Genomic DNA, 14,372 nt, shown 5'->3' on the forward strand with positions numbered 1-14,372 from the left:
GCATGGCGACGTCTTCCTTCAACAAATTCAATAGCCTCCACACCGGAGCGGCGATAATCCTGATGGCGGTTTTGGCGCTGCTGACCTACGCCAACACCTTTACCACGCCGTTTGTTTTCGATGATCTGCCCCATATCGTCGAGAACGCCCGGATCCGGTTCACGCCGTCCATTCCGGGAAGCGCCTCCCGCCTGATGGAAGTGCTCACCTCCACCCGGTCCCTGGCCTTCCTCACTTTTGCCCTCAATTACTATTTTCACGGGTATGACGTCCGGGGCTTTCATGCCGTCAACCTGATCATTCATCTCATCACGGCCCTGCTCGTGTTCCTGGTCGCCCGGCGCACCCTGCGCCTGTGCAATGCCGGAAACGACCCGGCCGCGCTGCTGGCCGCGGCCCTGTGGCTGGTCAACCCGGTTCACACCCAGTCGGTCACGTATATCGTCCAACGTATGAACGCCATGGCGGCCATGTTCTATATGCTGGCCCTGTACCTGTATATCCGGACACGGATGAAGACCGGCGGGAGCCACGGCCGCGTCCGGGACGCCCTGGGGTACGTCCTCTGCCTGGCGGCGACCGCCCTCGCCCTGGCCTCCAAGGAAAACGCCGTCACCCTGCCGGTGGTTCTGCTGCTGTATGAATGGTACTTCTTTCAGAACCTGGACCGGACCTGGCTGAAAAAGCAGCTTCCCTGGATGGGGATTGCGGCGGCCGCGGCCGCGGCGCTGGTCCTTTTTCTGATGCGGGAGACCTCCCTGGCCGGAATACTCAATGATCTCTACGACCAGCAGGGGTTCACCATGGGACAGCGGCTGTTGAGCGAAGCCGGCGTGGTCGTCTACTATATCAGCCTGCTGATCTTTCCCCACCCGGGCCGGCTGGTCATCAATTACGATTTCCCCCTGTCGCGAACGCCCATCGATCCGCTTTCCACCGCCCCGGCCCTGGCCGCCCTGTTCATGCTCGTTCTGGCGACGGTATACGGCGCCAGACGGCATCGGCTGATGTCCTTTGCCGTTCTCTGGTTTCTGATCACCCTGTCCGTCGAATCCTCGGTCATCGGCCTGGCCCTGATCTATGAACACCGCACTTATCTGCCGTCGGTCTTCCCGCTGATCGCCATGACGGCACTTGCGGTCCGGCACCTCCGGCCCCGGCCAGCGGCCGTCGTTCTTCTGTGCGCCGCCATCGCCGTCAGCGGCCTCTGGACCTGGCGCAGAAACAGCATCTGGTGCGACGATCTCTCCTTCTGGCAGGACGCCGTCGCCAAATCCCCCGGATTGGCGATTCCCTATGTCAATCTCGGCATTATTTACAAGGACAAGGGTGAAATCGACCAGGCCATGGACTGCTATACCCGGGCATGGCAGCATTCCAAACCACAACAGGAAACGGCCGTCATCGCCCTGTCCAACAGCTGCGAACTGCTGCTGCTGCAAAACCGCTATAAGGAAGCAGCCGACTGTTCACAACAGGCCATCGCCGCTTATCCCGAGTTTGTGAATGCCCATCTCAATCTGGGCATCGCCATGATGCGCCTGGGGCGGACCGATGAGGCCATAAAAAGCAACCTCCGCGCCCTGGAAATACACCCGTATCTGGACAAAGCGTTCAATAACCTGGGAAACGCCTGGTTCATAAAAGGCGACACAGAACTGGCGCTGGCTTATTTCAATAAGACGCTGGCCGTCAACCCCTATCATCAGGGAGCAATCGCCAACATTAAAACCATCGAGAGAGTCGTCAGCAAATACGGCAGGGAAATCGACCGGTTGAAAACCGCCGCCCAGGCGCAACCTGAAAATTCGCAATTGGCCTATGAAACAGGACAGATCAGCCAGGCCGCCGGCATGACAGACCAGGCCGTCTTCTGGTATGAAAATGCCCTGACACTTGAGCCCGACCGGGCCTTATACCTTAATGCCCTGGGAAATGCATACGCCGACGCGGGCCGCATCGGCGATGCCGCGGAGATATTTGAAAAACTGGCGACACAGATATCGAACAAGGCGACCGTATTTTACAACCTGGCCTGTCTCTACGCGCGTCTGAATGAAAAAGAAAAAGCCTTAGAAAAGCTTCAAGAAGCCGTGGAAAACGGTTATAATAACTGGAACCATCTGGAAGCCGACAAGGATCTGGAGAACATCTCCGACACGACGTATTACCAAACGCTCCTGAAACGATAACCAAACAAACCGGCTTTACCCTCGGGAACGAACTCTTTATGACGGAACCATATGCCGACACCCCCTCCGTTTCCCGAACAATGGCGGCGATAATCCTGATGGCGGTTTTGGCGCTGCTGACCTACGCCAACACCTTTACCACGCCGTTTGTTTTCGATGATCTGCCCCATATCGTCGAGAACGCCCGGATCCGGTTCACGCCGTCCATTCCGGGAAGCGCCTCCCGCCTGATGGAAGTGCTCACCTCCACCCGGTCCCTGGCCTTCCTCACTTTTGCCCTCAATTACTATTTTCACGGGTATGACGTCCGGGGCTTTCATGCCGTCAACCTGATCATTCATCTCATCACGGCCCTGCTCGTGTTCCTGGTCGCCCGGCGCACCCTGCGCCTGTGCAATGCCGGAAACGACCCGGCCGCGCTGCTGGCCGCGGCCCTGTGGCTGGTCAACCCGGTTCACACCCAGTCGGTCACGTATATCGTCCAACGTATGAACGCCATGGCGGCCATGTTCTATATGCTGGCCCTGTACCTGTATATCCGGACACGGATGAAGACCGGCGGGAGCCACGGCCGCGTCCGGGACGCCCTGGGGTACGTCCTCTGCCTGGCGGCGACCGCCCTCGCCCTGGCCTCCAAGGAAAACGCCGTCACCCTGCCGGTGGTTCTGCTGCTGTATGAATGGTACTTCTTTCAGAACCTGGACCGGACCTGGCTGAAAAAGCAGCTTCCCTGGATGGGGATTGCGGCGGCCGCGGCCGCGGCGCTGGTCCTTTTTCTGATGCGGGAGACCTCCCTGGCCGGAATACTCAATGATCTCTACGACCAGCAGGGGTTCACCATGGGACAGCGGCTGTTGAGCGAAGCCGGCGTGGTCGTCTACTATATCAGCCTGCTGATCTTTCCCCACCCGGGCCGGCTGGTCATCAATTACGATTTCCCCCTGTCGCGAACGCCCATCGATCCCCTTTCCACCGCCCCGGCCCTGGCCGCCATGCTCATGCTTACCCTGGCGGCGGTGTACGGCGCCAGACGGCATCGGCTGATTTCCTTTGCCGTTCTCTGGTTTCTGATCACCCTGTCCGTCGAATCATCGGTCATCGGCCTGGCCCTGATCTATGAACACCGCACTTATCTGCCGTCGGTCTTCCCGCTGATCGCCATGACGGCATTGTTGTTCCACAGGCTGCCGGCGCAAAAGCGGTCTTTTATCATTTCAGGAGTCCTGATCGTCATCTGCGCCTTCTGGACACACCAGCGCAACGCCGTCTGGAATGATGCCGCAAGGTTCTGGCAGGACAGCCTGGCCAAAACACCGAACGATTCTAATACACACAACCACCTGGGAATCGCTTTAAGCCGGGCCGGACAATATGAGGCGGCCATCAGCCATTTCCGGATTGCCCTGCGCGCGATTGTTAATCCCGACGTTGCCAGTGTTCACAACAATCTTTGCGCTGCCCTGGTCGGGGCCGGGAGATACGCGGAGGCCATCGACCATTGCCGTGCTGCCCTGCGCCTGAACCCCGATTACGTCAACGCCCATTTTAACCTGGGATTCGCGCTTTATAAAACGGGGTGCCGCCTTGAAGCAATCAGGCATTACAGAACCGGTCTGCTGTCGGCACCGGACCCGAAAGATCCGAATCTGGTAAGTGTTTATAACAATTTGGGAGCGGCTTTAGCGGCCCAGGGCGAAATTGATGAGGCGGTTGTATTTTTTCATAAAGCGGTTGAACTTGATCCGGATAATATTGACGCGTGTTATAATCTGGGGGTAATCTTGAAGACTGAAAACCGCTTGACAGAGGGCCCGTAAAACCATGATCCGTTCTTACCCAGATAACAAACAGTCGCGGCTTCGATTGTTCGCAGGTGTCATTCTCCTGGCATTGACCGCTTTATTGACCTATGCCCATACCCTGGAAGCGCCTTTTTTGTTCGACGATATTCCCAATATTACTCAAAACCCCCATATCCGCATGACGGAGCCTTCCCTGGAGCGGATTATCGGCGCCACCAGAGGGCCCTGCCCGTTCAGGCCCGTGGCCAATTTCTCTTTCGCCCTGAATTATTACTTTTCCGGTTACGACACCACCGGCTATCACCTGACCAATATCACCATCCACCTGGCCATTGCCGTGCTGCTGTTTCTTATCGCCGGTCCCACCCTGCAATTGGCCGGGGTCAGAAGGGGCGCGATCCCGGAACTGGCTGCCGCGGCCTGGCTGATCCATCCCCTTAACGCGCAGTCCGTCACCTATATCATCCAGCGCATGAACTCCCTGGCGACCTTGTTCTTCATGCTGGGTCTGTACCTTTATATTCAGGCCCGGCTGACGCGGCAAAACGGCAGAGGAGATAAGGTAAAACGCCTTCTCCTGTTCTGCGGATGCGCGGTTTCAGGACTGCTGGCCGTTTTTTCCAAGGAAATTGCCGCCACTCTGCCGGTCTGCATATTCATGTACGAATGGTTTTTCTTCCGGAACCTGGACAGCGCCTGGCTGAAAACCCGGATCAAGTGGATCGTCCTGGTCGTGGCAGTCTTCCTATCCATCGCCATGCTGTACCTCAAAGGCGATCCTATCGGCGGCATCCTCGCCTCATACGACAAACAGCCGTTTACGCCGCTGCAACGGCTTCTGACCGAACCGCGGGTGATCGTCTACTATCTGTCACTGTTGTTCTTCCCGCACCCGTCCCGGCTTAACGTGGACTGTGATTTTCCGCTCTCCGTTTCATCGCTGGGACCGGCCGGCAGCGGTCTGGCCATGGCGGCCATTGCCGCGCTGCTGGCAGCGGCCTTTTACAAACCCGGACGGCACCGGCTGCTGTCTTTTTCCATTCTCTGGTTCCTGGGCAATCTGGTCATCGAATCCTCGGTGATCGGTCTGGCCATCATATTTCAGCACCGGACTTACCTGCCTTTCCTGTTTCCCGTTCTCCTCATTACGACACTCCTGCTCCGGCGTCTTCCCCGGCACGCGGCCGTCATCGGCTTTGGCCTGGTAATGATCACCGGCGGCGTCTGGACATATCAATACAATGCCTTATGGACCGACGCGCTCGATTTCTGGCGGGATTGCGCCGGCAAATCTCCACGGAAAGCCAGGCCTGCCCTTGGAGTCGGCATGGCCTTCCAGAAACACGATCAGCCGGAAAAGGCCCTGGAGTGGTTTCAGAAAGCGGCCCGGCTCGAACCTGATTACGATGAAGCCTACACCAATATCGGCGGGATCCTGGTCAACCTGGGACGCCCCGCCGCAGCCCTGCCGTATATGGAAAAAGCCATTTCCCTGGCGCCGGACAATCACGAGGCTTACAGCAACCTGGGTTCCGCCATGCAGCATCTGCAGAGACTCGACGAAGCCATCGTATATTACCAAAAGGCTCTTCATATTTATCCGGATTACGAAACCGCCCATAACAACCTCGGCGCCGTTTTAATTAAAAAAGGCGATCTGGAAGGCGCCCGTTACCATATCGAATGGGCCATCCGCATTAACCCTGAATATGACGAAGCATATAACAATCTGGGACTGGTTATGTCGCAGCTGGGACGAATCGATGAAGCCATCGGATACTATGAACAGGCCCTGCGGCTGAACCCGAAAAACGATACCACCCACTTCAATCTGGGCACGGCCTGGTTTCAACGACAGGATCTGGAGCGCGCCAGCCAGCATTTGGTGCAGGCCGACCGGCTGAATCCCGGGTCGGTGCTTGTCCTCAACAACCTGTCCACCGTCCTGGTCATGCAAGGCAGGTACGCGGAAGCGATTCCCTTTCTGACCCGTCTGGCGGATCTGCTGCCGGGGAACCCGATCGCGTCTTACAACCTGGCCTGCGCGTTTGCGCTTCAGGGGAAAAAGGAAGCGGCGGTGGCCGAGCTGAAAAAAGCCGTGGACATGGGCTATGACCGGTGGGATCATTTAAAAAGTGATCCGGATCTGAAAAATATTCATGATACCGACTATTTTCAGGGGCTGTTTCCGGACCGGGAAGCGACGATATTAAAAAATTAGCCGCGGGAATGATTGACTCCCCCGGCACCTGCGATTAAGATAAAAATACAGGCGGTCTTGAAAATTCAACCACACGGGGAAACGTGAATGTCAAACCTCAGGCTGATCGGAATGATCGCGGGTTTTGCCCTTTTCATTCTGAGCTTCCGCATCTTTCGCGGCCAGCGATGGAACCGGGCGAATTTTTTCCTCTTTGCCGCCTCGGGTTTGTTCCTCTCCGCCCTCTCCCTGAACCCCGCCCTGATCAATATCCTCCAGCGCATGCTGGCCCTGGACGACGCGGAAAAAGGACGGCTGCTGGCCCTGCTGATCTTCGCGGTCATCATCCTGTGGTTTTCCCTCATTCTGCTGCGCACCTCATTTTTAAAGCAAAAATATCAGTTTGACCGGCTGGTGCGGGCCGTGAGCATTGCCGACCACCTGGAAAAAATCCGCGGCGGACTGGCCGGGTGTGACGCGGCCGTGATTATCCCGGCCTACAACGAGGCCGCCAATCTGCGGGAGGTCATTCCCCGCATTCCCGAAAAGGTGGGGGATCTGAAGCTGGGCGTGGTGGTGGTCGACGACGGCAGCGAGGACGACACCTTTGACGGCGCGATTTCCGCCGGGGCCTTGGCGGTCCGGAGCCCCATCAACCGGGGGGGCGGCGCCGCGCTGCGGATGGGGTATGATATCCTGAAAAAAGCCGGCATCGGCATCTGCGTCACCATGGACGCGGACGGCCAGCACAACCCGGAAGAGATCCCCGGCCTTCTCCGGCCACTGCTGGAAAATGAAAGCGATATCGTTATCGGCTCGCGTATTGTCGGCTCCCGGGAAAAGGACAGTCTCTTCCGGCTGGCCGGGGTCTATTTCTTCAGTTTTATCATCAACCGGCTGACCGGGCTTGCCATCACCGACCCGTCCAGCGGATTCCGGGCCTTCAAAATGGATGTGGTCCGGCGCATCCCCCTGGACGAAGACCAGTTTCACACCAGTGAACTGATCATCAACGCCGCCAAGGCCGGCTTCCGGATCCGCGAAGCGCCGGTCACCATAATGAAACGCAAATACGGCAAGAGCAAGAAGGGACGGAACTGGTTTTACGGTCTTAATTTCGCGAAAATTGTCATCAGGAGCTGGTGGCGATAGATGAAAGCGAGCGTGATTATTCCGGCCTATAATAATCTGGAAGACCTCCGCCTGCTGCTGCCGAGTGTTGAGCGGCAGGAACTGGGCCACCACGAACTGGAGGTCATCCTCAGGGATGACGGCTCCCGGGACGATACCTGCGCCTGGGTCAAAGCGCATTATCCCCGGATGCTGCTTTTGTCCGGAGAGAATGTCGGTTTTTCAAAATGCAACAATATCGCCGTCCAGCACGCCACCGGCAGCGTTCTGGTTTTCATCAATGCCGATACGGTCCTGGATCCGAAATTCATCTCCGCAGGACTGAACCGGTTTGAACAGGAAACGCGCCTGGGGGGGATAAACAGCAACATGATCATGCCCTGGGTAATGGATCTGCAGCGGTTTATTGACGGAGAACGGCCCGCCGCCGGCTGCGGATACTTTCTGAACCGTTATGGCTTCGCCGATTACCGGGATACGGAGTCCTCCAGCCGCGACACCGGATTTATCAGCGGCGGCGGGTGTTTTGTCCGCCGGGAAGCCCTGGAAGGCGAAGATCCGTTTTTTGAGGATCTGTGGGGGGGGACCGCCTATTGCGAGGACCTGGACCTGTCGTTGCGGATTCTGTCAAAAGGATGGCGGCTCAGCTTTGAACCAGCCGCGATTCTGTATCACAACCAGAGACCCATCCGGGGATCGGGATTAAGCCAGTTAAAAAAATTTGCCCGGGTCAGCGCCAATCGCATCACGGTCTATGCCATCAATCTTTCTTTTCTCTCCTTTATGCGAATTGTTCCCGACCTGTTTTACGGTCTGTTTCGAAAAATCGATTTCCTGCCCCTGTCCGAAAAAATGAAAAAAAAAGCGACAGTGGCGGTGGCCCTGATGCTCCCGCTGTTTGGCATGCTCCTGCCCTACTGGATCTACCGAAACTTGAGATCGGGGGCCTCTCGAAAACATATCCAGGAGTTGTCTTTCCTTAACAGGTCCACTCATGAATGAAAATCAGGCATCTTTATGTCCCGTTTGTAACGAAAAAGGAGTCCTTTTCCATAAGTCCACTTTTCCGGGAAAGGACAATACGATCTATCAATTATTTCAGTGCGGAGAATGCCGGACGGTTTTTACCTGCCCGAGGCCGACCCTGGATGCCCTTACCAAAGCCTATGACGCGTATTATTGGAGTGAGACAGATATCGACAAGAAAAAAAAAGGGCTGAAGCGGTTGGTGGCCGGGTTTAATTCATGGCGGCTGAAACAGGTCATACGCCCGCTTGTAAAGGTTCTCCCCCCCCGTGCGACCGTCCTGGAAGTCGGTTGCGGAGCCGGTCAATTAAGCCGTATCCTGCTGGAACATGATTTCCAGGTGGAGGTAACCGAATATTCTCACCAGATGCTTTCATTGGTTACTGAAACACTTGGCGTCAAAGGATACCCGGGGGATCTTACGGAAATCGAACTGAACAAACGCTACGACGCGATTATTTTCAACAATGTGCTGGAGCATGTCCTGTCTCCAGCGGACAATTTGCGGCGAGCGGTATCGATCCTGAATCCGGGGGGGTTCGTTTTCATAGAAGTCCCCAATATAGACAGCTGGCAGTTCGCTGTTTTCAGGCAGCACTGGTATCCGCTGGACATTCCGATTCATTTAACCCATTTCGGACCGGCTACCCTTGATTCTCTGGCCGGACAGGCGGGCGTCACTCTTTATAAACGATCTTTTTTTTCCATGAGAAGTTCCATGGCGGGTATCGTGGTCAGCCTCTTTCCCTCATTTGACCCGAGGAACATCAGACACAAAAGTTCATCATGGATCCTTTTTGTCTACCTGGGGATGCAGGTTGCTGCTCTCCCTCTGGCTCTCATAGAAAGTCTGTCGGGAAAAGGGGGAATCATGAGAAGTATTTACAGGAGTTATCAGTAAAAATATGACAACCAGTCTTAAAAAGTCACTGATGGACATTATCGTGGAGATAGTGAATTTTTTTCTGCTGATGGGGTTGCACAGTTACGGCAGAAGAGTATATGTGGATCCCCCCTGCCGATTGCGCGGGAAAAAAAACATCACCATCGGGGACGACGTTTCCATCGCGGCGTTTGTTCATATGTGGGGGCACGGAGGAATAACCATCGGCAATCGCGTTATGATAGGATCGCACACAGCGATTACCAGCCTGACCCACAATCCGGAGGCGGAACATATGTATTTCTCAAAAATTTCAAAGCCGGTTGTAATTGAGGATGATGTCTGGATCGGGTCGCACGCAATGATTATGCCGGGGGTTACCATCGGCAAAGGAACGGTGATCGGAGCGGGGGCGATAGTGACTTCAGACATCCCTCCCATGGTGATAGCGATGGGATCTCCAGCTAAAGTGATAAGACCCCGGAGATCAAGGAGGGAAATGTGAATATCAGGTCCATTACAGGTTACGACATGAGGACGATCAGATGGATCAATTACAGAAGGCGATGAAACGACGGCGCGTCTCAAGATTTGGCAGACAGCTTGAGGGGGCGTTGTTGAAATCCTTGGGAATAATTGCCGGCCTTGCAACAGGGCATGGCCGTTACCGGAAAACAGTCCCGCACAAAATCGGCAGCATTAAAGGCGCAATAATTGAGGCCATAAACATCTTTTACTATTCTGTTCGTTCGGATCGTTCATTCGGGTATACCAGCCTCACGGTGGAACCTCTTAACCAGTGCAATATCCGTTGTCTGCAATGTCCGGTAAACCGGGGGATGAAAAGGCCAAAGGAAAAAATGAACATGGGCCTTTTTTCCCGTATTCTGGATCATTCCCCTGTTCTGGAACGGGTACATTTGACCGGATGGGGCGAACCGCTGCTGCACAAGGATATTTTCCGAATGATTGAGCTGGCACGCGAAAAAGGGCTAATCGCGACCATAGTAAGCAATGCCACCCTGCTGGACCAGGAGAAATCATCCGAGTTGCTGGATTCCAAGGTCAGCGTTGTCACCTTCAGCCTGGACGGAGTGGGCCAGGTCTATGAACAAGTCAGAGGCATGCCTTACGACAAGATCAGGGCGAATATCATCAATTTTCTGAAATTGCGGGAGAATCACGCTGAAAAGCCTTTCGTGGAAATCAACGTCGTTATATTTGAACAAACAACGGGGGGAGGAGAAAAAGAAGTCCGCCGGGAATGGGAGACCAGAGTCGACCTTGTTACCGCCCAACCGCTGGTAAGTCAGAAGGAAAACCGTCGGAAAAAGCGCTGTATGCATCTGTGGCGACGCATGGTTGTCCTTTCTGACGGCCGGGTCGTGCCATGCTGTGTGGATGCTGAAGGCGAATTGATTTTGGGCGATGCAAAACTGGAAAGCGTGGGAAAAATATTCAACGGCCCGGCAATGCGCCGGCTGCGCCGACTGCATATACGGGGTCAATTTCCGAAGTTATGCTCCCATTGCAATGAATTTTATGGCTGACAGCGCTACCATTTTTAAAAGAATGAATACGATAAACGCCGGCTCAACAGAAAAGTCCAGAATCCATTACTGGATCAGGCAGATGATTTCCGCCGGTCTGCTGTTGGCAGCCGGTTTCATTTATTCAAAGCACATTGAGCTGAATGCGGTTAACAATCTCCTCAAGGGAGCCGATCCGGGCTTGCTTGTCATCGGTTATCTCATCGCCGTAATAGTCGTACTATTGAGGGTTCTCCGCTGGCGCAGCCTTCTTAAAGATTTCTTCATCACGACCAAAGGGACCAGCCTCTTTTTAATGTACCTGGTCGATATTTTTCTGAACAATTTTATTTCCGGTCTGTCCATCGCGGTCCGCGGGCTCTATCTCAAAGAAGAATTCAAAAACTCGGGCCAAATGGTCCGGTTGTTACTGTTGGACAAATTATTTGACTGGGTTATCCCTCTTGGACTCGGCTTCATCTCCCTGCTGTTTGTTTTATCGAAGGCAAGCCCTTCTGATATCTGGAAAATATGGGGCGTATTCCTTGTCGTGCTGCCTTGTGCTGTATGGCAACTGCTTGTCTGGCTTCAGCACGGATTCAGAAACTCCTTTGAAGGCGGAAGGTTTGCTGCGTTGGGCGGCAAAATTCGTTTGTTGGTCTCTGCTGATCCGGGAAAATATAACTGCCGCATTTTTGTACGCATGTCGATTTTCTCGATTGCCGCTTTCTCCGCTTACTACATAACGCTTTTTCTGCTGGCGAAATGTTTTTCTCTCCCGATCCGTCCCGTGGAACTGATCATGGTGGACACCATGGCCACCATCGCCGTCGTCGTTCCATTGAATTTTGCCGGCATCGGTACCAGGGATGTGGCCCTGACGGGGCTTTTAGCCTATTACGGCTGCCCGCATGAAAATATCGTCCTGTTTATCGCCAGCCTGATTCTGCTCCGCCTGGCGATATCTCTCTTGGGATGGTTCAGCATGTATATTCTCAAATGGAAGGGCTATTCCATAAAGATAAAAAAGCAGCCATGAACATTCTATTATCAACAGCCGCTGCCACCCGCCGAATGCTGCCATCGGCAGCCATCCTGGTCCTCATCGCCCTGCTGGTCTACGCCAACATATCCGACGCGCCCTTCGTGTTTGACGACCGGCTCAACATCACTCAAAACACCCACATCCGGATGACCGCCGTAACTTGTGACAGCATCCTGGACGTGCTCAACAGTCCCGTTCCCACCCGTCCCATGGCCAACCTGACGCTGGCCTTGAACTACTATCTCCATGGTTACGACGTGCGGGGCTATCATGCCGTCAACCTGCTCATTCATGTGGTCACGGCCCTGCTGATGTTCCTGGTCGCCAGGCAGACGCTGCGACTGTGCGGCGCGGGAAACACGCCCGCGCCACTCATGGCCGCGGCCCTGTGGCTGGTCAACCCCGTCCATACCCAGTCGGTCACCTACACCATCCAGCGCATGAATTCCCTGGCGGCCATGTTCTTTATGATGTCCCTGTTCCTTTATATCCGGGCTCGAACGGCAGACCGGACCGGACGGGGTCTGATCCGGCGGGTTCCGCTCTACGTCTTCAGCCTGGCCGCCGGCCTGGCCGGTCTGACTTCCAAGGAGATCGTCGCCGTCCTGCCGGTTATCCTGTTTCTCTATGAATGGTATTTTTTTCAGAATCGTGACCCGTTCTGGCTGAAACGCCGGCTCCGCTGGATCGGCCTGGCGGCCGTCGCCTGCCTGTTGCCGGCGGCCGTTTTGCTGGGAACCAGCCCGGTGGACCAGATTCTAAAAGACTATCAGAAACACGATTTCACTCCAGTCCAGCGGCTGTTAACCGAACCGGCCGTGGTGCTCTACTATATCAGCCTCCTGTTCTTCCCCCACCCGGACCGGCTGATCCTGCTCTATGACTTTCCCGTCTCCGCCTCTTGCTTTAAGCCCCTGACAACAGCAACGGCCTTCATGGGCCTCATCGCCCTTGCCCTGTGCGGCCTCCGCCTGTCCGCCAGACACCGGTTGCTGTCCTTCTCTGTTTTCTGGTTTCTGATCACCCTGGTCATCGAGTCTTCGGTGCTGGGTCTGGCGATAGCGTATGAGCATCGGACCTACCTGCCGTCCATTTTTCCGTTTATTGCCCTGACCGCGCTGGTGACCGCGCCATCCCGCACACGCAACATAGCCGTGGCAATTCTCTGCCTTCTCATCGCCGTTTGCGGTTTATGGACCTGGCAACGCAATTCCGCCTGGAACGACGCCGTTCTGCTCTGGCGCGACAATGTCGCCAAGGCACCTGACGTGGCCGAGGCCGGTAACAATCTGGGCCAGGCCCTCCTGGCCGCGGGCGATACCGAACAGGCGGTGTCATCCTTTAACACCGCCCTGGCTAAGGACCCGTCCCTTGATTCCGCCCGCGTGAACCTGGGGGTCGCCCTGATGCGTCTGGGCCGGCCCGATCAGGCCATAGACCTTTTCCGGACAGCCCTGGAAAACAATCCCCTCAACATCCAGGCCCGATACAACCTGGCCGGTTTGCTGAAAGAGCTGGGCCGGCCGGATGACGCCATAGCCCAGCTGCGGCAAATCATCGCCCTTGATCCGGTTTGTGTCGAAGCCTTGCTCAATCTGGGAGGACTGCTGCTCGACCGTGGTCAGGAAAAAGAAGCGCTGGAGTGGCTGGAAAAGGCCGCCGCCCTGAATCCTGGCGATCCGGGAATATCCAACAACCTCGGCATCGCGCTTCACCGTCTGGACAGAATGGATGAAGCCATCGACATCCTGAAACACGGCCTGTCCCAAAATCCCGACCATCCTGGACTCCACAACAGCCTGGGGCTGGTCCTGCTCGACCGGAACCGGTACGAAGACGCCTCCCGGGAATTTCAGATGGCGCTGGCGGCCGCGCCCATGATGCCCGAAGCCCACAATAACCTGGGACTGGCGGCCGAAAGACAGGGCGACATCATTCAGGCCGTTGGCCACTATCGCCAGGCGCTGGAGCTGGCACCGACCTACCACCTGGCCCGATACAATCTGGCATCGCTGTTTCTGAAAACCGGGCAATCGGATAAAGTCATACCCCTGATTGAGGAAAGCACCGACCTGAAGAGGGAAGACGGGGCCATGCTCCGGCATTTGTTAATGGATCTGATTGATGCGCAGAAACTGGAAGAGGCCGCGATTCTGGCCGAAAAGATGGCGGCGGCGGAACCGGACAACCCCATGATCCATTATAATCTGGCCTGCCTGTATGCTCGAATGAACAACCCGGGAAACGCCATCGACCATCTCAGGAGAGCCGTATCTCTCGGATATGACCATTGGGACCACCTGAGAGCCGATCCTGACCTGAACAACATCCGGAATTCGGACTATTTTAAAACCCTGATGCCATTGCTGCCCGCCGAACCGGGGATATGATCGCCGACAGAAGGGAGAGATGCCGCTTTTTGTCACGCCCGGGACAAAAAGCGGCAGAAATTTGGCTTTTTGATTCTCAATCAATTGACCGGTTCCGTTCCCGGTGTCCAACATAACGAAATAGTTGATTTTAAAAAACAGTCGCTGGGAGAGCCAAATGGCATTGAATTTGCT

Annotated in this window: 10 protein-coding genes; all 10 read left to right on the forward strand. The window is 55.5% G+C overall.

What is annotated here, in order from left to right; all coding sequences use genetic code 11:
- Positions 1-2: 2 nt before the first annotated feature.
- The gene (locus AB1724_14315; GenBank protein ID MEW6078985.1) at positions 3-2,192 is read left to right on the forward strand and encodes a tetratricopeptide repeat protein; all 2,190 of its coding nucleotides are present in this window, start codon (positions 3-5) and stop codon (positions 2,190-2,192) included.
- 38 nt (positions 2,193-2,230) lie between these two features.
- Positions 2,231-4,009 carry a tetratricopeptide repeat protein gene (locus tag AB1724_14320; GenBank protein ID MEW6078986.1) on the forward strand — a complete coding sequence of 593 codons (1,779 nt, stop codon included), beginning with the start codon at positions 2,231-2,233 and terminating at the stop codon, positions 4,007-4,009.
- 4 nt (positions 4,010-4,013) lie between these two features.
- Positions 4,014-6,215: a tetratricopeptide repeat protein gene (locus AB1724_14325; protein MEW6078987.1), complete on the forward strand. Its 2,202-nt coding sequence runs from the start codon at positions 4,014-4,016 to the stop codon at positions 6,213-6,215.
- An 87-nt stretch (positions 6,216-6,302) separates the two neighbouring features.
- Positions 6,303-7,346: a glycosyltransferase family 2 protein gene (locus AB1724_14330; protein ID MEW6078988.1), complete on the forward strand. Its 1,044-nt coding sequence runs from the start codon at positions 6,303-6,305 to the stop codon at positions 7,344-7,346.
- Positions 7,347-8,327 carry a glycosyltransferase gene (locus tag AB1724_14335; protein MEW6078989.1) on the forward strand — a complete coding sequence of 327 codons (981 nt, stop codon included), beginning with the start codon at positions 7,347-7,349 and terminating at the stop codon, positions 8,325-8,327.
- Entirely contained in the window at positions 8,320-9,252 is a 933-nt protein-coding gene (locus tag AB1724_14340) for a class I SAM-dependent methyltransferase (protein ID MEW6078990.1), read from the forward strand. The genes AB1724_14335 and AB1724_14340 overlap by 8 nt, the downstream gene beginning before the upstream one ends.
- Positions 9,253-9,256: 4 nt before the next feature.
- Positions 9,257-9,739, forward strand: a complete 483-nt coding sequence (locus AB1724_14345; GenBank protein ID MEW6078991.1) for an acyltransferase — start codon at positions 9,257-9,259, stop codon at positions 9,737-9,739.
- Between the two features lie 61 nt (positions 9,740-9,800).
- Positions 9,801-10,784: a radical SAM/SPASM domain-containing protein gene (locus AB1724_14350; GenBank protein ID MEW6078992.1), complete on the forward strand. Its 984-nt coding sequence runs from the start codon at positions 9,801-9,803 to the stop codon at positions 10,782-10,784.
- Positions 10,777-11,802 (forward strand): lysylphosphatidylglycerol synthase transmembrane domain-containing protein, encoded by a 1,026-nt coding sequence (locus tag AB1724_14355; protein ID MEW6078993.1) that lies wholly within the window; start codon positions 10,777-10,779, stop codon positions 11,800-11,802. The genes AB1724_14350 and AB1724_14355 overlap by 8 nt, the downstream gene beginning before the upstream one ends.
- Entirely contained in the window at positions 11,799-14,198 is a 2,400-nt protein-coding gene (locus AB1724_14360) for a tetratricopeptide repeat protein (protein MEW6078994.1), read from the forward strand. Before AB1724_14355 ends, AB1724_14360 begins: the two co-directional genes overlap by 4 nt.
- The last annotated feature ends 174 nt before the right edge of the window (positions 14,199-14,372 follow it).

Source organism: Thermodesulfobacteriota bacterium (genome assembly GCA_040753795.1).
In the GTDB taxonomy this organism is placed as follows: domain Bacteria; phylum Desulfobacterota; class Desulfobacteria; order Desulfobacterales; family Desulfosudaceae; genus JBFMDX01.

Excerpts from the sequence above, each read along its gene's own strand:
- AB1724_14335 (MEW6078989.1), top strand. The coding sequence starts at position 7,347 with ATGAAAGCGAGCGTGATTATTCCGGCCTATAATAATCTGGAAGACCTC.
- AB1724_14330 (MEW6078988.1), top strand. The coding sequence starts at position 6,303 with ATGTCAAACCTCAGGCTGATCGGAATGATCGCGGGTTTTGCCCTTTTC.
- AB1724_14345 (MEW6078991.1), top strand. The coding sequence starts at position 9,257 with ATGACAACCAGTCTTAAAAAGTCACTGATGGACATTATCGTGGAGATA.
- AB1724_14320 (MEW6078986.1), top strand. The coding sequence starts at position 2,231 with ATGACGGAACCATATGCCGACACCCCCTCCGTTTCCCGAACAATGGCG.
- AB1724_14360 (MEW6078994.1), top strand. The coding sequence starts at position 11,799 with ATGAACATTCTATTATCAACAGCCGCTGCCACCCGCCGAATGCTGCCA.
- AB1724_14340 (MEW6078990.1), top strand. The coding sequence starts at position 8,320 with ATGAATGAAAATCAGGCATCTTTATGTCCCGTTTGTAACGAAAAAGGA.
- AB1724_14325 (MEW6078987.1), top strand. The coding sequence starts at position 4,014 with ATGATCCGTTCTTACCCAGATAACAAACAGTCGCGGCTTCGATTGTTC.
- AB1724_14355 (MEW6078993.1), top strand. The coding sequence starts at position 10,777 with ATGGCTGACAGCGCTACCATTTTTAAAAGAATGAATACGATAAACGCC.
- AB1724_14315 (MEW6078985.1), top strand. The coding sequence starts at position 3 with ATGGCGACGTCTTCCTTCAACAAATTCAATAGCCTCCACACCGGAGCG.
- AB1724_14350 (MEW6078992.1), top strand. The coding sequence starts at position 9,801 with ATGAAACGACGGCGCGTCTCAAGATTTGGCAGACAGCTTGAGGGGGCG.